Genomic DNA, 21933 nt, shown 5'->3' with positions numbered 1-21933 from the left:
CTGGATATGAAAAAGGAAATTAGAAACCTAAAAATAGCATCGGTATTGCATAGAGCGATATCAAGAGTCCTAATGGAAGGTAAGGTGTTCAATAAAAATGTAGCGGTATCTGACGTAAAATTAAGTAAAGATTTGAAAAAAGCAGATGTATATATTGTGTTATCTTCATTGAATATTCAAGTAGCTGACTACTTAGATCCAGAAAAAAGACGCACTGGAGATCCTTCTGAGAATAATTGTGATATTAACACTGTTGTTAATGAAATGAACCAGTCTGCATGGTCAATACGTAAATCTATATTGTGTTATGTTGATTTGCGATTTATACCTGAACTAGTTTTCAAGCCTGACTTAGCGTTCGATAATTTTGTTAATGTAAGCAAAATATTACATAATCACACTTAATTAATGCATTTCAATCGTTACTTTTCATTAATGAGGTTGCACAGTTTAACGGGTTTGTGGCTTGTGCTATTTCCCAGTTTGAGCGGTATTCTTTTAGCCTCAACTTCTCTATCATATCAGGCTCTTTTTCTCCTTGTTTTGTTTACTATAGGTGCATTTTTAATGAGACCCGCAGGGTGCATAATCAATGATATCTTCGATAGAAAAATAGATGCGCACGTTGAACGAACAAAATATAGGCCACTTGCAAGTGGTGCATTAAACATAAAGCAGGCTTTGGCTTTACTTTCACTGCTACTGTCTATTGCCCTGGTAATCTTATTATTAACTAATAAAACTACACTCATACTTGGAATAATCTCAATGTGTATGATAGCTACTTACCCTTTATTAAAGCGGTATGTTTGGTGGCCACAATTGTTCTTAGGGTTTACCTTCAATATGGGATCGCTCATGGGCTCAGCAGCAATAACAAACCAGATCAGTATAGAATCCTTGCTGTTTTATATAGGATGCGTCTTTTGGACGCTTAGTTATGACACCATATACGCCCATCAAGATAAAAAAGATGATGAAAAACTCGGGATGAAATCTACCGCATTATATTTTGGTGATACAACAAAATCTTGGTTGAAAAGATTTTATTTAATATCTCTTATGACGTGGCTATATGCTGGTATTTTATCATCATTAAATAACATTTTTTATATTGCTCTACTTGCCGTAGGGTTCATATTTCACCGCCAATGCAAAAATTTCAATCCTGACGATCCCAGTCAATGCATGTCCATATTTAAAAATAACTCCTACGTAGGGTTGCTGCTCTTTTTCGGCATTCTTTTAGATAGAATTATCACCTAGGTCTCAAGAGTTTCGGCTCTAATGAAATCAATAGACTCAGGTAGCCCGCAGAAACAAAAAAACTTGCTTGACAAACTCCGCCAGCCCACTTATCATGATAGTGAAGCTATTGTATTTGCTTTCGCCAATCTGCAGATTAAAAGGTAAGGATTACTTAATGTATCGGCGTCTTATGTTCAATTTTTGTATCCGTTCAGGAGAGTGGTTTAAGAAACAATAGATAGGAGATTTTGGAAAGGATTGAGACCCCTTTGTTTCCAAGTTAAGTATAATGAAATTATCCGCTCAAGGAATGTATTTCCCCGCTTTGATTGTGTAAAAGTATCCGTTCAGGAGAGTGGTTTAAGAAACAATAGATAGGAGATTTTGGAAAGGATTGAGACCCCTTTGTTTCCAAGTTAAGTATAATGAAATTATCCGCTCAAGGAATGTATTTCCCCGCTTTGATTGTGTAAAATATGAGTTTTTGCGATAAACGACATAATGCCGAATTTGCCGTTCAGCGTGGTTATTTGTCAGCGGAATATTTTCTGGGTCATCTAAAAATTTCCACATCATTCTTTCAGATCTCAGAACATTTTTTGCAACTCGAGAGGCTCCAATTGCTTCAGGTAAACGAGATATCTCCTTCAAGTAATACTTTGTACGTTTTCTTAATTTTCTGGCACGTCTGACAAACCTCAAAACATCTATCTCACTTTTTAGTAAAGCTTTTTTTAGTGCAAATAATTCAGTGGCCACGTTTCTCAAGTAACAACCCAGAACTTTAACTTCAATATTCCAACTATGTGCTAATCTTTCAAAATCTCTTGATAAATGTGCCCAACAGATTTGCCTGTTTTTATCGGCAAAATAATTGTATGCTGCATACCTGTCAGTTATTACCAAGCTATTGCGATTGCAGAATTTACTATTTTGTAAAACTTTCATTCCTCTTGACTCTGTAAATTTTACAAAACTTGCCGTATTGCTTGCAAACATCCAACACCAAGCGAGTTTACCTTTGTTATAATGGCTCGTTTCATCAATATGTAGAACTTTACTCCTACTTATCTCTTGTTCGATCTGCTCATACATTTTTTTGCATTTTGAAGCAACTCTATGTTCACTATTTGATATGCTACCGACGCTTATGTTCAAATTGAAGATATCATTTACGACACTCGCTATTTCGCGTTTTGAATTTTTGTAGAATCCGCTGAACGCTGCAATTATTGACTTAACCCTTGGACCAAATGTATCTGGCGTAACACCTTCCGGTAACTTGCTACTTCTTCTCTTTCCGCATCTCCGACAACGGCCATGTTCTAACTGATATTCCACTACATAAGGCTTGATTTCTGGAAGATCAACTTTCTGATGAATATATGGTTTTTCACATATTGCAATTTCTCCTCCGCATTCGCAAGTATTAGGCAACTCTATCTTTACTACTTTATCTGCATCCATGTTGGCGCGAAAACTTCCTTTATGACCAACCTGACCGCCAATATTCCTTTCGCTTTTCGGCTTATTCTTTTTTATTTTATACAACTCTTTGGAACTTGGTATTGATGAATTTTTTGAGCTTAAACCGAGTCTTTCTCTTAACTCAGCATTTTCTATCTTTAAAGCCTTATTTTCTGCTTTTAAACTTTCATTCTCTTTTTCCAATCTTTCTATTTTTGCTTCTAACCTTTCTATTTTTTGCTGTAAATTTTTGCAAAGTTCTAAAAGGTTTACCATATTATTTCACTTTTGCTCTATGATTATCTTTTTAGATCACCTTGTCTACCTTATTCTGCCACTCCGCTGAACGGATACGTTTTTGCGATAAACGACATAATGCCGAATTTGCCGTTCAGCGTGGTTATTTGTCAGCGGAATATTTTCTGGGTCATCTAAAAATTTCCACATCATTCTTTCAGATCTCAGAACATTTTTTGCAACTCGAGAGGCTCCAATTGCTTCAGGTAAACGAGATATCTCCTTCAAGTAATACTTTGTACGTTTTCTTAATTTTCTGGCACGTCTGACAAACCTCAAAACATCTATCTCACTTTTTAGTAAAGCTTTTTTTAGTGCAAATAATTCAGTGGCCACGTTTCTCAAGTAACAACCCAGAACTTTAACTTCAATATTCCAACTATGTGCTAATCTTTCAAAATCTCTTGATAAATGTGCCCAACAGATTTGCCTGTTTTTATCGGCAAAATAATTGTATGCTGCATACCTGTCAGTTATTACCAAGCTATTGCGATTGCAGAATTTACTATTTTGTAAAACTTTCATTCCTCTTGACTCTGTAAATTTTACAAAACTTGCCGTATTGCTTGCAAACATCCAACACCAAGCGAGTTTACCTTTGTTATAATGGCTCGTTTCATCAATATGTAGAACTTTACTCCTACTTATCTCTTGTTCGATCTGCTCATACATTTTTTTGCATTTTGAAGCAACTCTATGTTCACTATTTGATATGCTACCGACGCTTATGTTCAAATTGAAGATATCATTTACGACACTCGCTATTTCGCGTTTTGAATTTTTGTAGAATCCGCTGAACGCTGCAATTATTGACTTAACCCTTGGACCAAATGTATCTGGCGTAACACCTTCCGGTAACTTGCTACTTCTTCTCTTTCCGCATCTCCGACAACGGCCATGTTCTAACTGATATTCCACTACATAAGGCTTGATTTCTGGAAGATCAACTTTCTGATGAATATATGGTTTTTCACATATTGCAATTTCTCCTCCGCATTCGCAAGTATTAGGCAACTCTATCTTTACTACTTTATCTGCATCCATGTTGGCGCGAAAACTTCCTTTATGACCAACCTGACCGCCAATATTCCTTTCGCTTTTCGGCTTATTCTTTTTTATTTTATACAACTCTTTGGAACTTGGTATTGATGAATTTTTTGAGCTTAAACCGAGTCTTTCTCTTAACTCAGCATTTTCTATCTTTAAAGCCTTATTTTCTGCTTTTAAACTTTCATTCTCTTTTTCCAATCTTTCTATTTTTGCTTCTAACCTTTCTATTTTTTGCTGTAAATTTTTGCAAAGTTCTAAAAGGTTTACCATATTATTTCACTTTTGCTCTATGATTATCTTTTTAGATCACCTTGTCTACCTTATTCTGCCACTCCGCTGAACGGATACCAATTTTTTGCAGTATATAGATACTGTATGTCTTTACAAAACTTCATCTACATCTAGATTTTTATCTAAATAAGCTGAACGCGCTTATAAAGCGTTACAAGACATCAAAAAATGCCAATACTCGACAGAGATAGTAAAAGACTAGCTAACTCGGGGATTCTTTGTCTTTTTTTCTGCTTAGTAAATTTCTTAAACATTTGCAGCGTAAGTTAGTTGCAATTAAAAGCGGCTGAATCTCGCTTGTCAAGCGTTTAAAACATAAAAAACGCCAATATTTTAAAGCGGATAATAACCCCAGGGCTTCTTTTGCCTTTTTTTTCATTTGGTAAATTTCTTAATATTTACAGCTAAACAACAACCGTCATCCCTAAGTATCCCGCTGCTTGTTAGCTGATGAGATACCGCGGCGGTATGACGGTTCGCGGCAGGATGACGATAAGCTCGTCATCCCACTACTTGTTAGCGGCTAAGAGATACCGCGGCGGTATAGCTATAGGATGACAAAAAAAGGGCACTGTGACGCACAATTATCAGTTAATGCGGCATTATAAAAAACGCCAAACTTTTTTCTGCTTTTATGCAAGAAGTCTAGTCCATATATTCCTCCCACTTCTCCGCGACTTTCCTTACTATTTCCTCACTCATCTCAATTTTCTTTCCCCACTCTCGTTTGGTTTCAGGCGGGATTTTATTTGTCGCATCAAATCCCATCTTACCTCCAAGTCCACTTTCAGGGGAAGCAAAGTCTAAATAATCAATAGGTGCATTTTCTATCATGATTGTATCACGCACAGGGTCCATCCTTGTTGACATTGCCCACATCACTTCCTTCCAATCACGTATATTTATATCATCATCAACAACGATAATAAACTTCGTGTATAAAAATTGCTTTAGAAAGGAAAGTATGCCCATAACAATTCTTTTTGCCTGCCCTGGATAGGATTTTTTTATCGACACTACCGCTATTCTATATGAGCAACCTTCCGGTGGCAGATAAAAGTCCACTATCTCTGGAAATTGATTGATAAGAATGGGCACAAAAATTTCATTGAGTGCTTCACCAAGAATCGATGGTTCATCAGGTGGCTTGCCAGTGAAAGTGCTAAGATATATCGGGTTTTTACGCATAGTAATTGCAGTAATATTAAATTCAGGAAATTGCTCAACAGAATTATAGTAGCCGGTGTGATCTCCGTATGGCCCTTCGTCTTGATATCTATCCAAACTCACATAGCCTTCCAGAACGATTTCCGCGTGAGCTGGTACTTGAAGTGGAATAGTCTTACAATTTACCAGCTCAAGCGGCTTCTTTCGCAGCAGTCCAGCAAATTGGTATTCTGACAATGTTTCTGGCACTGGAGTTACTGCAGCAATAATCGTTGCAGGATCACTACCGATCACAGCAGCAGCAGGAAATTTCATATTTTGTTCCTTCTCTTTCCATCGTTTATGGTGACCTGCTCCTCCACGATGCGCAAGCCAACGCATTAGAGTTGTTTTTTTATCTATGACCTGCATACGATATATTCCAAGATTGAAATTATCTTGTTTGTCTTTCGTAGGTCCTTTTGTCACCACAATCGGCCAGGTGATAAGTGGTGCAGGTTCATTTGGCCAGCATATTTGAATGGGCAGTAGACTTAGGTCCACTTCATCTCCGGTTAGCACTACCTCTTGACATGGAGCTTTGCTCACGACTTTACTTCGCATCGATAACACGACTTTTAGCAGAGGAAACATCTTCATAGCATCTTTAAAGTTTTTTGGCGGCTCAGGTGATTGCAAAAATGCTAAAAGTTTACCAAGATCTCTTAGCTCACCAGGATTTATGTTCAGTCCCAAGGCAATTCTTTCAATAGTACCGAATAAATTCACTAAAACTGGAATCGAATTTTTGCCGTTTTCTGTGACAACATTTTCAAAGATGATAGCTGGCCCTTTGTTTGACAAAACCCTACGGTGAATTTCTGTCATTTCAAGAACTATTGAAACTTCCTCCTTAATCCTAATCAGATCTTTTTTTTCTTCTAAGGCTTTGATGAAGTCACGTAAGTTGTTGTACATATTCCAGTTTTTAAAATTTTAAGTTTACATTTAGTTTTCAAGCACTTTATTGAAATTTGACCTATGCACTACTTTCCTGCCTAGCGAGCTTTCAGTTAATTTGAGATCAAATCTTCATATTGCTTACTAAGTTTGTATTTCCTTCCTCTATTGGAAAAATCTACAATCTTGATAAACCCCATTTCCACCCACTTTTTACAAAGTTGCGCACTGGTACGAGGCTTAAAATTAAATAGTTCGCCAACCTGACTAGCTGTAATAGCGGAAAACTCCTGGAAGAGCTCAAGAGCCCTACGCTGTTTAGGATCAAGCTTACGTATAAGATCAGTCTGATCAGCGTGGTATTCTTCTTTATTTATACGTTGTAAAACGTTCTCAAATGAATTTGCCATACCTTCTACGAAATACTCCACCCACTTAGTAATATCTGCTTCAGCTCGTCCCATGTAATAGTTGTGCGATGGACCTATACTGATTGCTTCATAATACGCTCCTAGATTCTTAGCATAATATTCTTCCAATGAATAAAGTCCTTTTAGGTCATACCCACCAAGGTGTAAAATTAATGTAGTCAACAATCTTGCAGTACGACCATTACCGTCATAGTAATGGTGAATTGTTACAAATTGATAATGCGCAATACCTGCAATAATTGGGCAAGGCACTTGCTCACTGTTACGAATCCAATCAATCATACTGCTCATGAGCTTTGGTACATCCTTTGCTTCAGGTGGCATATAAATTATTGCACGTGTAAGACTATCGCGGATAACATTTTGACCATCACGATAAGGTGTTGATTTTATTTTAGATTTTCCACTTGCCATTACTAGAGCATGCAGTGTTTGAATAGCTTTCTCAGTAATAGGCACTTCCCTTGCTGCCCATTGTTCAACTTGAGTTAAAGCTGCATAATATCCTTTAACCTCATTTTCATCTCTCCTATATTTTGGAAAGTGGCTTTTACCACTTAAAACCTCTTCAATCTGTTTAGGTTCAAGTCGATTTCCTTCAATCATAGTAGAATAGTGTGTGGTATAAAGCCGTGCAGTTTCACGAAGGGACGAGAGCATCGATACAGTGAGTGGCAAATGTAACACTTTTTCTTTTGCTGCTTCAATCCTCATAAGGCAATTAGCAATTTTAGAAGTAATCGTATAATTTGGCATCGGCATAATATCTGCATTACATTACTTCTATATTATGCTGATAAAATGCAGATAATACAACATTTACACGACGCCGACCATAAACAGCAATAAATTCGGCTGATTGAGAAAGAAGTTTGTCTTGTAGAATAGCTATTTCTTTTTCTCTGCCAATTATTGGTTCACTCATATGTTTATTCCGCGGAGTTTGTTGAAATTATACACAGCGGAATAAAATTATCAACTTTGTTTTACCGCCGTATTTACAGCGTGGCGGTAAAAGATAGAGCATCTCACAATTGGCTATTCTGGAGGTAGTTTGGTCACCTACATTATCAAGTCTTCTGATGAACTTTGTGACAATATACCTAATCATTGTACGTAAAGTTTGTATTCGAGGCAAAACTGACTATAAAATACACTTGATATAAATGTTTTTATATATTAACATTAGATGCTTCTTTTAATATATAGATAAATGTGTACTAAAAGTTTTATATTGTAGGTTCTTTAATAAGTATATGTCTAGAATATCGTTTTTATTGATTCTTATACTGGCAGTAGCAAGTTTACCAGTAATAAACAATTGGCTTTCACACCGCGGTCAAACCCTAACCGATGACCAAATAAGTACGAGATTAGATGATTATATCAGTAGAAATTTTGATAAGATCGTAAAAACTCTCAAAGAGGAGTCGATTAAAAGTAGTTACGCTGCTCGAGATAATGTAACCAAAAGTAAAATTTCACAATACAAGGATGAAATATTTGACCTTACTTATCCTTACTCCGGAAATGAAAATAGTAGTGTTATAGTTGCAGGCTTCCTTGACTATTCTTGTGGATATTGCAAAGCTATGAAGAATGATATAAAGCAGTTAATTAACGACGGTAAAATTAAGTATATCTTTAGAGATGCTCCAATACTTAGTAACGCTTCTTTAAAGGCAGCAAAAAGTGCTTTAGCTGTCTATTTTCTCGATAAAGAAAAATATTTCGATTTTCACCATGCTGCTTTAAGTCACAAAGGAGAATTTTCAGACGAAAGCATATTGGATATAGTGAAAAACATAGGGATTGATGAGGACGATTTTAATGATTCCATAAAAGATAACGCGGACAAAATTGAGCAAATGATAAACAACAGTAGGCTTCTAGTAAGAGATTTGGGAGTAGGTGGTACACCTTTTTTAATAATTGGAGATAGCCTGTTTGTAGGAGCAACTGATTTGAATGTATTACGCAAAAAAGTAGATGAATTAAGTCACAAGCAAGGCTAGTTACAGTTTGCCATAAAATTTTATTTTTTTTGCTTGACAACTCAAATGAACCTGAGTATAGTAACTGTGGGTGTGACAGCAGTTTAACTCAGTAGTCTCATCCACTTTCCATAGCGTCATTTACTATGTGAAACGCTTTCAAATTACAACATTTTCTTCAACCAAACTATTTTACTTTCACAGGAGGGTATATGTCATTCACAGAAATTAGATTTCCAGAAAATATATCTTATGGTTCCGCTGGAGGACCGGAATTTTCCACTGACGTTGTAACAACTCATAACGGTTGTGAACAGCGCAACATCAATTGGTCTCATGCACGCACTAGATACAACATAGCTTACGGGGTCAGATCAAACGAGCAGCTACTAGAACTAATAACATTTTTTCATGCACGAAAAGGTAAAGCAATAGGGTTTCGTTTTAAGGATTGGTCGGATTTTATAGCCATTAATCAAGAGATTGGTATAGGAGATAACAAAAAAACGACTTTTCAGCTAATCAAAACTTATGTAAGTGGGGAAGATAAGCATATACGTATGATCAAAAAGCCAGTACATGGGACAGTAAAGATTTATTTAAATGGTAAAGAAGAGAGTGAATATTCAGTAAATTATTCAACGGGAGAAATAACATTCATGAAACCGCCAGTAAAAGATGTGATAATCACTGCGAGCTTTGAATTTGATGTGCCCGTACGCTTTGATACAGATTACTTAAACGCTTCGATTGATGACTATGGAAGCAATAGCTGGAATAACATTCCACTAATAGAGGTAAAATTTTAGTTATAAGCGAGCATAGATCTACATCATAGTAGGGCTACCATAAATTGAAAAAATTAAGCACCACTGAGGCTCTATACCTAAATGAGCCTCAGTATATGCAATTATTTTAAACTTTATCACCAGCTATATACTACAATGTTGCTGAGCTTTGCTAACATTTACACTTGAAGCTTGGGGAGATTCTAGCTTAGTGCTTTCTCCTTCCTGCAAAATAGAAAGCTTCAACAATTCCTTTAGAGTTGATTTTGCAAGTGTTGTATCATCTTTGTTTAAGATGTAGTCTAGCATGTTGTTTTTCTGTAAACGATTAACAAAGTATCTATCTTCCTCATTAAGAACCTCTATCTTGTTAATACAAGATAATACTAAATCCGAATTCTTTGTTGCTAAAATTCCATTCAAAAAGATATCTAATTTTGTTTTGTCTTCAGTCAAGTCTCTAGCTAACCTATTTCTGATGTTATCATTATCAAGCACAGTGTACTCGAGGTACGAGCAAGGCTCAATAAGTATAAAGTCCTCTAAAGGCACTAGTTCTGGATAGGTGCCAGCGTAATCAAGTATGCCACACTCAGTAATACACCCTCCTTTTCTTATAACACAGCAATTGAGACGACCATGATACATTGATAACAAAGAAAAAAGACGTATTATACTTGTACCTCTATCTTTCATTTCCTCGAAAAGCTTCCTATCATTTATTAATTTGTGCAAAATGTAATCCATAGCAGGACCTGGTTTGCGGAAATGAAACATATTATTCTCTTCAAAAATGGCCTCAGCTAATTCGATAGATTCTTTATCCTCATCTACAAAAGCTTTTTCATTTCTATTTAACTGTATGATCTCAGCTTTGCTATCTCTGCGTAGACCAGTTCTCCTTATTAACATCTCAAATATTTTTGTATTCATATATATCCTATATTAATTAAAGTAAATATTAATAATGTTTACTTTTTAAATAAAAATAAATGAAAATTTTAATAAAAATTAAATTTTTTTTAATAGAATAAAAATCTTTTATATTTGCTTGAGTACCAAAAGGGCTTTATTGGTGTAATGCGTTTTCTATTGCGCCTGGCCGCAGCGCGTAATGCAACCGGATTCAAGTGTCAGCTACTTTTATAGCACCACTTCTGCTTCAATAACTGTAAATACTAAGCGATCTGTCTTAAAATCTCCTCTTGTTGCTGAGCATGGACACTAGCATAACCACATGCAGGAGATGCAGCAGCAGGTCTTGCGATACACTTAGGTCTTTTTGCTTGAATATTGAGATTGGATAACACTTCCTCTATCAATGGATTGACAAAAAACCATCCTCCCATATTTTTTGGTTCTTCTTGACACCATATAATTTCAGCGTTTTTGTACTTTTCAAGTTCATTACTTAGTTTATCTGCAGGAAACGGATAGAATTGTTCTAAACGTATCACTGCTATATCGTTTATTTTTTGTGTTTCAAGCATTTCAATTATATCGTAATAAACTTTACCGCTGCATATTACAACTTTTCGTACTTTATCACTTGAAACTAAACCTTTTCTACATTCTGGAATCACCGTGAGGAATTTTCCTTCAAAATCGGATAGGTTAGAAACTGCTCTTTTATGACGCAGTAGCGATTTAGGTGTAAACACTACCAAAGGCTTACGAAAGTCTCTATGCATTTGTCTGCGTAAGACATGGAAGTAATTCGCCGGAGTGGAACAATTAACTACCTGCATATTATCCTCTGCGCAGAGTTGCAAAAATCTCTCTATACGTGCGGAGCTATGCTCAGGTCCCTGTCCTTCATAACCATGAGGCAGCAATAAAACTAGACCGCTTGATCGCAACCACTTTGTTTCTGCAGATGCGATAAACTGGTCGATCATAATTTGTGCACCATTTGCAAAATCACCAAATTGTCCTTCCCAGAGCACCAGTGAATACGGGGAATCAAGGCTATATCCATATTCAAAGCCCATTACAGCATACTCAGATAGTGCGCTATCTATGACCTCAAAGTGAGCTTGCTTTTCATTTATATTGTTTAGCGGAATAAACGCTTCTTCTGTTACCTGATCAACAAGCCTTGAATGACGGTGCGAGAAAGTCCCACGACCAGAGTCTTGTCCTGATAAACGCACTCCTATTCCTTCTGTAAGCAGTGATGCAAACGCAAGACTTTCGGCAGTTGCCCAGTCTATATTACTACCGGAATTTATACTGTCTATTCTGCCATCGAGTATTTTTCTAACCTTATTGTTAATGTTAAAGTTACTTGGGATATTGCTATTTATATGCACACCTAATTTTTTCAGCTCATCTGGCGGAACACCAGAATCCGTGTAGTATTCGCTCAAATCGTTCAACTTTGCTCTTCTTAATTTTGACCACACTCCACCGAACCAGTCAGCTTTTTTTGGAGTGTAAGCCGCTGATTCAGCAAGACTTTTATCTAATTTTGCCCTGAATTCACTGCGCAATTTATTTACTTCATCGTCATCTAATACTTTCTCTGCAGTCAATTTTTCTTCATACAATGTTCCAGGAGTTTTATGCTTTGATATCGCCTTATACATAAGTGGCTGAGTGAAATTCGGTTCATCACCTTCATTATGGCCATATTTGCGGTAGCACATTATGTCAATTACTACGTCCTTTTTAAATTTCTGCCTATATTCCATCGCCAAATTCGCAACAAAACTCACAGCTTCAGGGTTATCTCCATTAACGTGAAACACTGGAGCTTCTATTGATTTTGCTATGTCAGTGCAATAAAAAGAGGATCGTGCGCAGCTTGGGCTTGCAGTAAAACCAACTTGGTTATTAATGACAATGTGCACGATGCCATCCACCCTATAGCCTTCAATATTGCTCAAGGTTAAAGTTTCAGCAACCACTCCTTGACCGATGAAAGCCGCATCACCATGAATTGATATGCCAAGCACAGATCTTATATTCTGTTTTGCTCTTATTCTTCCAGCCAAAACCGGATTTACCGCTTCAAGGTGAGATGGATTAGGGCATAAACTTAAATGTATTTTTTTGCCACCTGAAAGTGCTCGATCAGAAGAGTAACCAAGGTGATATTTAACATCACCAGACACCTCAAGACCACTTGGGTATGCAAGATTGCCTTGAAATTCAGACAGCATTGCTGCATATTCTTTGCCCATAACTTTGGTTAGAACATTGAGTCGTCCGCGATGAGCCATGCCAAGGACTATTTCTTCAATACCAAAAACCGTAGAATCACTAATGATTTTTTCAATTGCAACGATAGCTGATTCTCCACCTTCTATAGAAAAACGCTTATATCCAGGAAATTTCATATGGAGAAATTGCTCGAACATCTCAGATTCGATCAAGTGCCTCAGTATTTCCTTTTTATCTTGTGAACTCAGCGTATAGGTTTGATTTTCGATCTTTTCCTGCAGCCACATCCTCTCCTCATAAGAGGAGATATGCATAAATTCAAAACCGATGTTCTTGCAGTAAATATCTCTATAGATTCCAGCGTCACTTGCCGGATATAGATTCGAATATTTCTGATAATCTACTTCCTTATTCACATTGGGTGATAACGGATTAAGATCCGCAAAAAAATGACCGTAAGATCTGAAAAAATTTGCTACTGAATCATCCACCTTAGTTACATGTTGTGCACCGCAGGTCTCCGCTTTATTAACTTCTAAATTACTTGAAAAAATTCTGTTCCAATCTTCCCCGATTGATTTATCGCCCTGCAGATAACGGCTATACATCTCTTCTACAAATTCTGCATTATCACCATAAAGGCAGCTTAAACTCGACATAATCACTATAAAAAGTATCAAATACTTATAAGTATAACTTAAGTTTTTTAAAAAAGAACTTTTTTAGTTTCTATACGTCATACCGCCGCGGTATCTCTTAACATAGATCCCGCTAACACGTAGCGGGATGACGATTGTCAGGGTGTCATTCCAGCGCGTGACGCTGGAATCCAGTTTTTATTTGCAGCCTACTTGACTCGAAGCTAAGTTTTCTGGATCCAAATAGTCAAGGCACTGGGATGACAAAAAAAGGAGCACTGGAATGACAAAGCTATAGGTTGCAAGCGAGACGTCATACCGCCGCGGCGCTAACAAGAGATCCCGCTAACACGTAGCGGGATGACGGTTGTCGTTTAGCTATAAACATTAAGAAATTTACTAAGCGAAAAAAAAGGCAAAAGAAGCCCCGTGGTTGGCTAATTACTTACATTATACTTTCAAGTATGGCGTTTTTTTATTCTAAACGCTTAATAACCGCGATTTAGCTGCTTTTTAATGCAACTAACCTTTAGTCATAAATGTTTAAGAAATTTACTAAACAGAAAAAAAGGCAAAAGAAACCCTAGGGTAGCTAGTTATTCACTATCCATTTTTAAGTTGGCGTTTTTTTATGTTTTAAACGCTTTATAAGCGCGTTTCAGCTTATGTAGGTAGAAGTTTTATAAAGACATAAGGTGCACATAGTGCAAAAAATTAAACATGAGACGCCAGATACGTGAGTTTTTTTGTCATTTAATCTGTACAGAGAAGATAAATAAATAGCTTCACTTTCATGATAAGGGGGCTGACGGAGTTTGTCAAGGAAGTTTTTTCGTTTAATCCGTTTCTATGAGCTACTTGGATGACGAGGTTACATATTTATGGCAACCTCATTACCTACGCTCAAAAAGTTTTTCAATATCACTGAGTTTCATTTCTATATAAGTTGGTCTTCCGTGGTTGCATTGCCCGGAATATGGTGTTTTTTCCATTTGTCTCAGCAGCTCATTCATTTCATCTAACCTCATTTTTCTACCCGCTCTAATTGATCCATGACAAGCGATAGTGGCCAATATTTTGTTCACTTTATCTTCTACTGGCAATGTATCTTCTATTTCCGTTAATCTATCAATTATGTTAATTAGCATCTCTTTCACATCTATTGCTCCCAAAATTGCAGGGATTTCTTTTACTATCACTTTATTCTCTGATTTGATTTCAATATCAAAACCCATTTCAAATAACTTATCTTTATAGATTTCAATCATCTCCATTCCGGCTTGATTTTTGATTTCAACCGTTTCAGGAAGAAGTAGTTTTTGTCTTTTTATACTTGATTTTTGTTTTAGGCATTCATATACTAATCTCTCGTGGGCTGCATGCTGATCGACTATAATCAATTTGTCTCTTACCTCTGCAATAATATAAGTATTATAGACCTGACAGCGTGCAAACCCGAGCGGGTGGCTCTCTATCAAATCAACTTGCTCTAACACCTTTTTTTCTAGAACCATAGCCTCCGCTTGTGCTGGGAATTTCTGTATGCCGGTATAATCAAACGATTTTGACTGTTCTGATAAGCCTTTTGCTTTTTCATTTGGAGAAGCAAATTCTTTTATTAGTTGATTTTCAAAAGGACTTGGCCTTCTTTCATTTTGAACATCAGGTTTATCAAAAGGATCTGGCAATGTTGAATCCATTTTCTGGTCATGCGCTGGAAAGGTGCCTATCCTTCTTGACAATGCTTTAATTAATCCTCTTGTCATTATCTCATATATGAGCTTCTTATTCTGAAACCTTACTTCTGACTTATTTGGATGCACATTTACATCTACTTGATCATAAGGTATCTCTAAATGTAACGCTGCGAAAGGATACCTATCGCTTGGAATAAAATCATGATATGCATACCTAACTGCGCCAATAAGTAGATTATCTTTGATTGGCCTTCCATTAACAAACGTATAGATCTGAGTGGACTTACCACGATTGACGGTCGGCTTACAGATGTGTCCCGTAAGTTTAATGCCGTCTTCTTCTTCATTAATCTCCAGAGAACTGCCCTGAAATTCTTCTTCTACTTCACACAATCTATGAAATAACGAAGTCTGCTTAGCGTATTTTAAGAGCTTTTTATTACCTGAAGTGAGAGTAAACCCTATATGATAGTTAATCATTGCTAGGTTGTTTACAATATCAACAATGCTTTGAGTTTCTGCTCTTTCGGTTTTTAGAAATTTTAGTCTATTTGGAGTGGCAAAAAATAAATCTCGTACTTCAATATGTGTCCCTTGCGATAAAGAGTAAGGAGTTTGCTCCCCTATTTTCTCTCCACCCTCATAACTTATAGACCATGCTTCACTTGCTTCTCTTGCCTTAGACGATAATTTTATCCTACTTACTGCTGCAATTGAAGGCAGAGCTTCTCCTCTAAAGCCAAGATGCTTGATTTCTATCAACTCACTATCGCTCAATTTTGAAGTAGCATGGCGCATAAACGCAAGTTCTAAATCGTTTTTTTCTACTCCGTTACCATCATCTGTCACAATAATAAGGTTACGCCCACCACTTTCTATTTTAATCTCTATTTCTAAACTTCCAGCATCTATTGCATTTTCCACTAATTCCTTTACTACACTTGCTGGCCTTTCTATCACCTCCCCCGCTGCTATACGGTTTATGGTTTTTGTGTCTAAAAGAATTATTGCCATAGATTTATTATGAAACTGGTTTTTCTTTTACTTCTTTGGTCTGTTTCTCTCTCCACTTTTTTAACCTACCTGCAATTTCACTGTTGGAAATTGACAATATAGATACGGCAGTAATGGCAGCATTATATGCTCCATTTTCTCCTATAGACATGGTTGCAACTGGAACACCCTTTGGCATTTGAACTATAGAGAGTAGGCTGTCCAGCCCATTTAATTGTTTACTATGCACAGGAACGCCGATAACTGGTAAACAAGTTAGTGACGCAACCATACCAGGTAAATGAGCTGCACCTCCTGCACCAGCTATAATAACCTTAAAACCTTCTTCTTGTGCAGATTTAGCAAAATTGAAGAGCCTTTCTGGTGTTCTATGTGCAGATATTATGAATATATCATGTGAAACTTCTAATGCTTTTAACATATCAACAGTATGGACCATAGTGGTGTAATCTGACTCACTTCCCATAATAACAGCAACATCTTTTTTTATTTTTGTCATATTCAACACAATTTTACTTACTAACTAAATAATGTTCCAGCTAAAAAGCAACAAATATTTAAATTATATTATAAATATAATATATAGAATTCTCGTTAAAATAGAAATTTTAAAAATTTAAATAAATATTTATATTAAGATATAGAGATATAAACTTCTTATGTAAGATAAATTTATAAAATAATTATTTTTGTATTTCAAGCTTTGTAATCTTAGCTTGTTCTTTCTATAAATGGTTTTTTCAGATAGACTGATGGTAAAATGGTAATTTAAAATTACTAGAAATTTGATAAAAATATTAATATATAATCAACTTAAAGTTTTAAATATTGATATCATATAATTATTGACAAGTTACATGATATTAATATCTTGGTATATTAAATATTATGTTATAATATTTAATAAAGTTAATTGATATGTGAGTGTAAGAATTATGGAAATAATATCGTTAAATAACTTAGACAGTGCAGGAATAAAAACAAAGTTGCTTTATATAATAAATAAAATTGTAGAAAAAAATGCTTGGACTCAGGCTTTTGCAGCTGAGAAACTTGGTATTGATCAGCCAAAGGTATCGCAAATTAAAAATGGTAAAATAGATGGTTTTTCTTTAGAGCGATTGTTAGGATTTCTAAAAAAACTTGATCATGAGATAACAATCACGATGACAGAAAGCCAAGAAATAAAATCTGAGGCAGAAAAAGTAAAACATGAAGTTGAATCGCAATAGATACAAAGTTGACAACTTGTTTTTTGTGATATAGTATAAAACTTATTAAGGTAGTATCTTATGGCTGAGTCTATTGTAGAAAAGTGTATAGAACGGGTAAGTAACCGTTTCAAATTGGTTCTGTTGGCAAGTCAAAGAACACATGATTTAAATACAGGGGCAAGTAATCCAATTCAAGCAGCTAAGTTTAAAGGTCATAAAAATACCATAGTTTCCTTACATGAAATAGCAGGAAAACAGGTGGATACTCATGAGCTGTTTAGCCTTTTGGTAGGTAGATGCAAGGAATACATGAAAGGAAATATGAATAATGTTTACAGCAGTAATACAAGTAAGCTAGCGAATTTATTAAATTTTTCTGATAACACAGATCTTGATGCAAGTCAAGAAAGCCAAGATTATGAAGTGGATGGTGAAATAGATGATGAAATAAATGATCAAGATGGCGATGAAGAAGTATCCGTTTAGAAATCTACTGAAGTCACATAGTCTTTAAATGATTTGCATTGCTATCTATACACTGTTGTTCTGTATGAGTGTAATGTTGTGTTGCATAGTGTCTAAGTCAAATGATGTGTACAATAAGGTTTTAGCGTTCAATAATTTCTCAACGCAAGTAGTTGTACTTATAACAGCAATATCAATCATTCTGAATAATTTTTTTTTAATTGATATAGCATTGTTGTATGCTAGCGTTAGCTTTATATCAACTATAGCACTAATGAGATTAATGTTGTTTTGATAATTTATGATAGGATCCATTTTCATATTTTTAGGTATTTGTTTGATAATTATTTCAAATATAGGGGTGATCAGATTTCCTGATTTCTATACTAGGTTACATGCAGCAGGTATTACAGATTCTAGCGGTGCAACGTTATTGTTAATTGGTTTTGCTTTGCAGAATGGATTTTCAATCAATACTGTTAAAATAGTATTATTAATTTTTATAATATGGGTAGCTAACTCAACTAATAGCTATATTTTAGCACGCACTCATTATAAAGTTAAGAAAAAAACTGTTAAAGAAGGCTAAGGTGTTAGAAATATTAAATGTAGTGTTACTTTTGTTGTTACTAACAGTGACGGTTTTTATAGTCTTCTCGCAACATTTAGTCGTAAGTGCTGTTCTAATGTGTGTATTTAGTTCACTTATTGCGCTTATATACTTAATTATGAATGCACCTGATGTTGCAATTACTGAAGCTTCTGTTGGTGCGGGGCTCAGTACAGTTTTTACGTTTGCAGCACTCTCCTTGATAAAGAATCATAAAGTAAATCTATCTCATAACCCTATAACGCTTTTTTTTATGTTATTTCTGGCTGTATGTTTGTCATATTTTATGATTCAATTGCCAGATTTTGGCAGCCACAATGCTCCGATCCACTTGCATGTTGCTCCTTATTATGTGGAAAATACCGAAAAAGCTACCGGTATTCCTAATATAGTGACAGCTATTTTGGCAAGCTTTCGTGGTTATGACACGTTTGGAGAAACTATAGTAGTTTTTACTGCTGCGCTTTGTATAACGTTGATATTAAAAGAAGAAAAAGAAAATGATTAAAGATCCGATATTAAATGCAGTAACATTTTTGATGATACCTTTTATCATTTTATTTGGTTTATACATACAATTTCACGGTGATTACACTCCGGGTGGAGGTTTTCAAGCAGGAATAATTATTGCCTCCGGGATAATATTATACTCAATGCTATTTGGTGTATCTACAACTCTAAAAGCAATACCTTATTCTGTGATTAGATTGACTAACGTGTTAGGTATTTTAATTTATGGAGGAACGGGCGTTGCAACAACTTTACTTGGCCAAAATTTTTTATCTTATGATATCTTGTTAACCAATAATAGAACCGGTCAAAAATTAGGTATTTTTTTGGTGGAATTAGGTGTAGCATTTACTGTCTGCTCCTCTATGTTAATTATATATATAAATTTTGCTCGTAGGAAAAAACAATGACTTTATATAATTATACGATTATTATTGTATTAATGGTGCTAGGTTTATATATTATTATAAACGATAAAAATTTAATCAAGAAAATGATAGGGGTAAGCGTCTTCCAAGCATCTGTTTTGTTATTTTACATATCTCTAGGATATATAAAAAGTTCCTTGCCTCCTATATTGGTTTCAAATTTTTATTCATATAGCAATCCTATACCCCATGTTTTAATGCTTACTGCTATAGTGGTTGGAATTGCAACATTTTCAGTTGGATTATCCATAGCAGTAAAAATGGAAGAAAAGTATGGAACAATCGATTAAGACAAGTGTACATAAATTAACAGTATCTTAAACTATATGAAGTAACAAATAGCCACAAGTTAAAAGTAAAATTATAGACTTGCTCGTTGTAAGTTTGTTTGTTAATAAGAAATAAAATTATAAACTATAAAGGTAATGATGTCAACTATTAATGATGCAGAAGATAAGAAAAAAATTATCAAAGATCTGGTAACTAAGAGTATAAAAAAGGGTGGTTTTATCACCTTTGATGATATAAATGATAAATTATCAGATGAAAATTTTTCGTCTGACTTTATAGATGATGCTATATCTTTATTGCAGGATTCCGGAATTAATGTGCTTGAAAGTAGCGAAGATGAAGAAGATATTCCTTCCAACAGTGATGATAGTAAACTTGATGATGATGACACATCGCCAAATGTTACTGCAACTTTAGTACAAAATGATGATCCAGTGAGGATTTATTTACAAGACATGAGCTCCGTAAAGCTTTTATCAAGGGCAGATGAAATCGAGATAGCAAAAAAAATTGAATCTGAAAAGCATAACATGTTACGTGCAATAATTGAAACATCAGTAACATTAAAGGTGATAAAAGTATGGCGTGATGATTTAAGTAATGGAGCTCTCTTACTGAGAGAAATTATAGATCTGGATGCAATTTATAACTCTGATTTTAATGTGGTACCCAAAGAAGAAAGTGAAGAGAGTGAAGAAAGTGCTGAAGATGTTGAGGATTCTGAGGATGTTTCTGAAGATGCTGAGTACTGTAGTGATGATGAGAAAGATAGTAAAAAAAGTGATGATGAGAAAGACGGTAATAATGAAGATATAAGTTCAGTCAATTTAAATGTTTCTATTCTTGAAATGGAAAGTGACTTATTGCCAAAGGTCATAGTTGCATTGGATGAGATAATTACTTTAACAAATGAAGCGTTGATATTAAGAAAAAATTCTAAAAATTTCTCTAATGAGCTAGAAAATTTGTATAATCAAATATGGTCTATAGCATTACAAATTAAGTTAAGTGATGCTGCTGTTGCCAGAATTACACAAGAACTTTATAAGATAAATAGATCCATTACGCTTGAAGAGGCTAATCTTATTGCTGAGGCTAGAAAATACGATATCGATAGAGAAAGTTTCTATAAAGTTTATGATGACGTGCTTTTAAAGCACGAATTGAAAAAGATAAGTCTTTTAAAGATCAATGAAAATCAGTCCTCTTTTACAGGTGAATTAAAAAACAAATTTTTAAGGTTTATAGACGATAACTCTGAACATATAGCTAGTACCTTGAACGGTATTAAGCAGCATATACAGGAAGATAACGTACAAGAATTTAAGGAGCTAATCAAGAGAATACAAAAACACGAACGAGAAGTCTCTGAAGCAAAGCAAGAAATGATTAAGGCTAACTTAAGGCTAGTAGTTTCCATTGCTAAGAAGTATTCAAAAAGAGGCCTTGATCTGCTTGATTTGATACAAGAAGGCAATATTGGTCTTATGAAGGCCGTGGATAAGTTTGATTACAAACGTGGATATAAATTTTCAACTTATGGCACTTGGTGGGTAAGACAATCAATCACTAGAGCAATACCTGAGCAGTCTAAAGTAGTTAGAATACCAGTTCATATGGTGGAAATTATCAGTAAAATCAACAGAGCATTAAGAAAGATGACTCATGAGATGGGAAGAGAGCCGACGTTAGAGGAATTGAGTGTAGAACTGACAATGCCACTAGAAAGAATACGCAAAGTTATGAAAATAGCAAGGGATCCAGTAAGTCTTGAAGCTCCAACAGGAAAAGATGATAGTAGTACCTTTGGTGATTGTATAGAAGACAAGCGAGTCTCCAGGCCAGAGGATGCTGCAATACTTGCTGACTTGCGTGGCATTACAACCAATGTTCTTGCAACTTTAACACCAAAGGAAGAAAGAATTTTAAGAATGCGTTTTGGCCTTGGTAAAGATGGGAAGGAACATACCTTAGAAGAAGTAGGAAAAATTTTTAATGTAACACGTGAGAGAATTAGGCAAATAGAGGCAAAAGCACTGCGCAAGTTGAAACATCCAAGCCGTGCTAGAAAACTTAGAGGGTTCTTTTAAGTATACGTGTCAAGTTAAGAAGAAGCTGATTTTGCCCGGAAAAAGTGGAGAGCAAGTTAGGCCAAAGTTGTATAATTTCACCGCTATTTTTCTTTTTCTATGAATCTAATGAAACAACATGCTAATCTACAGTAAATAT

Annotated in this window: 20 protein-coding genes and 1 pseudogene; 12 read left to right on the top strand and 9 right to left on the bottom strand. The window is 35.3% G+C overall.

The annotated features are described in order from the left end of the window. Positions 1-6: 6 nt before the first annotated feature. On the top strand, positions 7-405 hold the full coding sequence (locus tag EA652_RS06810) for a ribosome-binding factor A (protein ID WP_006279769.1): 399 nt from the start codon (positions 7-9) through the stop codon (positions 403-405). 3 nt (positions 406-408) lie between these two features. Then, a complete protein-coding gene (gene ubiA / locus EA652_RS06805; RefSeq protein ID WP_012673425.1) occupies positions 409-1266 on the top strand; it encodes a 4-hydroxybenzoate octaprenyltransferase in 858 nt (285 codons plus the stop codon). A gap of 342 nt (positions 1267-1608) precedes the next feature. Here the strand turns inward: ubiA and EA652_RS06800 are convergent, their stop codons facing one another. The 5 genes and pseudogenes from EA652_RS06800 to EA652_RS07015 all read right to left on the bottom strand — a co-directional run bounded on the left by EA652_RS06800 (position 1609) and on the right by EA652_RS07015 (position 7815). Beyond that, positions 1609-2991: an IS66-like element ISWen3 family transposase gene (locus EA652_RS06800; protein WP_007548562.1), complete on the bottom strand. Its 1383-nt coding sequence runs from the start codon at positions 2989-2991 to the stop codon at positions 1609-1611. Positions 2992-3045: 54 nt separating this feature from the next. Beyond that, positions 3046-4332 (bottom strand): annotated as a pseudogene (locus tag EA652_RS06795) (IS66-like element ISWen3 family transposase); the annotation flags it as partial. A gap of 666 nt (positions 4333-4998) precedes the next feature. Then, on the bottom strand, positions 4999-6477 hold the full coding sequence (locus tag EA652_RS06790) for a UbiD family decarboxylase (RefSeq protein WP_012673424.1): 1479 nt from the start codon (positions 6475-6477) through the stop codon (positions 4999-5001). A 95-nt stretch (positions 6478-6572) separates the two neighbouring features. Then, positions 6573-7652, bottom strand: coding sequence for a Fic family protein (locus EA652_RS06785; protein WP_012673423.1), 1080 nt, complete (start codon positions 7650-7652; stop codon positions 6573-6575). Positions 7653-7662: 10 nt separating this feature from the next. Beyond that, positions 7663-7815 (bottom strand): hypothetical protein, encoded by a 153-nt coding sequence (locus EA652_RS07015; RefSeq protein ID WP_007548541.1) that lies wholly within the window; start codon positions 7813-7815, stop codon positions 7663-7665. A gap of 331 nt (positions 7816-8146) precedes the next feature. Between EA652_RS07015 and EA652_RS06780 the strand changes: the two genes are divergently transcribed. Together EA652_RS06780 and EA652_RS06775 are read left to right on the top strand one after the other, a co-directional pair. After that, positions 8147-8905 (top strand): DsbA family protein, encoded by a 759-nt coding sequence (locus EA652_RS06780; protein ID WP_012673422.1) that lies wholly within the window; start codon positions 8147-8149, stop codon positions 8903-8905. A 191-nt stretch (positions 8906-9096) separates the two neighbouring features. Continuing rightward, on the top strand, positions 9097-9693 hold the full coding sequence (locus EA652_RS06775) for a TIGR02217 family protein (protein WP_007548538.1): 597 nt from the start codon (positions 9097-9099) through the stop codon (positions 9691-9693). 123 nt (positions 9694-9816) lie between these two features. Here the strand turns inward: EA652_RS06775 and EA652_RS06770 are convergent, their stop codons facing one another. The 4 genes from EA652_RS06770 to purE form a co-directional block, all read right to left on the bottom strand. After that, on the bottom strand, positions 9817-10605 hold the full coding sequence (locus EA652_RS06770) for a GTPase Era family protein (RefSeq protein ID WP_007548537.1): 789 nt from the start codon (positions 10603-10605) through the stop codon (positions 9817-9819). Between the two features lie 245 nt (positions 10606-10850). After that, on the bottom strand, positions 10851-13496 hold the full coding sequence (locus EA652_RS06765) for a 2-oxoglutarate dehydrogenase E1 component (RefSeq protein WP_012673421.1): 2646 nt from the start codon (positions 13494-13496) through the stop codon (positions 10851-10853). A gap of 872 nt (positions 13497-14368) precedes the next feature. Beyond that, the gene (gene mutL, locus EA652_RS06755) at positions 14369-16186 is read right to left on the bottom strand and encodes a DNA mismatch repair endonuclease MutL (protein WP_007548532.1); all 1818 of its coding nucleotides are present in this window, start codon (positions 16184-16186) and stop codon (positions 14369-14371) included. Positions 16187-16193: 7 nt separating this feature from the next. After that, entirely contained in the window at positions 16194-16685 is a 492-nt protein-coding gene (purE, locus tag EA652_RS06750) for a 5-(carboxyamino)imidazole ribonucleotide mutase (RefSeq protein WP_006280351.1), read from the bottom strand. Between the two features lie 436 nt (positions 16686-17121). On the opposite strand from purE, the gene EA652_RS06745 reads away from it, so the two are divergent. The 8 genes from EA652_RS06745 (at position 17122) to rpoD (ending at position 21794) form a co-directional block, all read left to right on the top strand. Beyond that, positions 17122-17418, top strand: a complete 297-nt coding sequence (locus tag EA652_RS06745; protein WP_012673420.1) for a helix-turn-helix domain-containing protein — start codon at positions 17122-17124, stop codon at positions 17416-17418. Positions 17419-17478: 60 nt separating this feature from the next. After that, positions 17479-17886 carry a DNA-directed RNA polymerase subunit omega gene (rpoZ, locus tag EA652_RS06740; RefSeq protein WP_007548528.1) on the top strand — a complete coding sequence of 136 codons (408 nt, stop codon included), beginning with the start codon at positions 17479-17481 and terminating at the stop codon, positions 17884-17886. A 28-nt stretch (positions 17887-17914) separates the two neighbouring features. Then, positions 17915-18160, top strand: a complete 246-nt coding sequence (locus EA652_RS06735) for a monovalent cation/H+ antiporter complex subunit F (RefSeq protein WP_007548527.1) — start codon at positions 17915-17917, stop codon at positions 18158-18160. Between the two features lie 6 nt (positions 18161-18166). Beyond that, complete coding sequence (mnhG, locus tag EA652_RS06730; protein WP_006279703.1) at positions 18167-18454, top strand: monovalent cation/H(+) antiporter subunit G; 288 nt, start codon at positions 18167-18169, stop codon at positions 18452-18454. A gap of 1 nt (position 18455) precedes the next feature. Next, a complete protein-coding gene (locus tag EA652_RS06725; RefSeq protein ID WP_006280630.1) occupies positions 18456-18983 on the top strand; it encodes a DUF4040 domain-containing protein in 528 nt (175 codons plus the stop codon). Then, positions 18976-19395 carry a Na(+)/H(+) antiporter subunit B gene (locus EA652_RS06720; RefSeq protein WP_006279705.1) on the top strand — a complete coding sequence of 140 codons (420 nt, stop codon included), beginning with the start codon at positions 18976-18978 and terminating at the stop codon, positions 19393-19395. The genes EA652_RS06725 and EA652_RS06720 overlap by 8 nt, the downstream gene beginning before the upstream one ends. Continuing rightward, complete coding sequence (locus EA652_RS06715) at positions 19392-19703, top strand: cation:proton antiporter subunit C (RefSeq protein WP_006279706.1); 312 nt, start codon at positions 19392-19394, stop codon at positions 19701-19703. Before EA652_RS06720 ends, EA652_RS06715 begins: the two co-directional genes overlap by 4 nt. A 138-nt stretch (positions 19704-19841) precedes the next feature. Beyond that, on the top strand, positions 19842-21794 hold the full coding sequence (gene rpoD, locus EA652_RS06710; protein WP_012673419.1) for an RNA polymerase sigma factor RpoD: 1953 nt from the start codon (positions 19842-19844) through the stop codon (positions 21792-21794). Positions 21795-21933: the final 139 nt, after the last annotated feature.

Source organism: Wolbachia endosymbiont of Drosophila ananassae (assembly GCF_008033215.1).
GTDB lineage: Bacteria > Pseudomonadota > Alphaproteobacteria > Rickettsiales > Anaplasmataceae > Wolbachia > Wolbachia pipientis.
Note: the sequence above shows the minus strand (reverse complement) of the source record. Positions and strands in the feature narration are given on the sequence as shown.

What these genes read in the sequence shown, in the direction of transcription:
- EA652_RS06810 (WP_006279769.1), top strand. Translation starts at nt 7, where the DNA reads ATGAAAAAGGAAATTAGAAACCTAAAAATAGCATCGGTATTGCATAGA.
- ubiA (WP_012673425.1), top strand. Translation starts at nt 409, where the DNA reads ATGCATTTCAATCGTTACTTTTCATTAATGAGGTTGCACAGTTTAACG.
- EA652_RS06800 (WP_007548562.1), bottom strand. Translation starts at nt 2,991, where the DNA reads ATGGTAAACCTTTTAGAACTTTGCAAAAATTTACAGCAAAAAATAGAA.
- EA652_RS06790 (WP_012673424.1), bottom strand. Translation starts at nt 6,477, where the DNA reads ATGTACAACAACTTACGTGACTTCATCAAAGCCTTAGAAGAAAAAAAA.
- EA652_RS06785 (WP_012673423.1), bottom strand. Translation starts at nt 7,652, where the DNA reads ATGCCGATGCCAAATTATACGATTACTTCTAAAATTGCTAATTGCCTT.
- EA652_RS07015 (WP_007548541.1), bottom strand. Translation starts at nt 7,815, where the DNA reads ATGAGTGAACCAATAATTGGCAGAGAAAAAGAAATAGCTATTCTACAA.
- EA652_RS06780 (WP_012673422.1), top strand. Translation starts at nt 8,147, where the DNA reads ATGTCTAGAATATCGTTTTTATTGATTCTTATACTGGCAGTAGCAAGT.
- EA652_RS06775 (WP_007548538.1), top strand. Translation starts at nt 9,097, where the DNA reads ATGTCATTCACAGAAATTAGATTTCCAGAAAATATATCTTATGGTTCC.
- EA652_RS06770 (WP_007548537.1), bottom strand. Translation starts at nt 10,605, where the DNA reads ATGAATACAAAAATATTTGAGATGTTAATAAGGAGAACTGGTCTACGC.
- EA652_RS06765 (WP_012673421.1), bottom strand. Translation starts at nt 13,496, where the DNA reads ATGTCGAGTTTAAGCTGCCTTTATGGTGATAATGCAGAATTTGTAGAA.
- mutL (WP_007548532.1), bottom strand. Translation starts at nt 16,186, where the DNA reads ATGGCAATAATTCTTTTAGACACAAAAACCATAAACCGTATAGCAGCG.
- purE (WP_006280351.1), bottom strand. Translation starts at nt 16,685, where the DNA reads ATGACAAAAATAAAAAAAGATGTTGCTGTTATTATGGGAAGTGAGTCA.
- EA652_RS06745 (WP_012673420.1), top strand. Translation starts at nt 17,122, where the DNA reads ATGGAAATAATATCGTTAAATAACTTAGACAGTGCAGGAATAAAAACA.
- rpoZ (WP_007548528.1), top strand. Translation starts at nt 17,479, where the DNA reads ATGGCTGAGTCTATTGTAGAAAAGTGTATAGAACGGGTAAGTAACCGT.
- EA652_RS06735 (WP_007548527.1), top strand. Translation starts at nt 17,915, where the DNA reads ATGATTTGCATTGCTATCTATACACTGTTGTTCTGTATGAGTGTAATG.
- mnhG (WP_006279703.1), top strand. Translation starts at nt 18,167, where the DNA reads ATGATAGGATCCATTTTCATATTTTTAGGTATTTGTTTGATAATTATT.
- EA652_RS06720 (WP_006279705.1), top strand. Translation starts at nt 18,976, where the DNA reads ATGATTAAAGATCCGATATTAAATGCAGTAACATTTTTGATGATACCT.
- EA652_RS06715 (WP_006279706.1), top strand. Translation starts at nt 19,392, where the DNA reads ATGACTTTATATAATTATACGATTATTATTGTATTAATGGTGCTAGGT.
- rpoD (WP_012673419.1), top strand. Translation starts at nt 19,842, where the DNA reads ATGTCAACTATTAATGATGCAGAAGATAAGAAAAAAATTATCAAAGAT.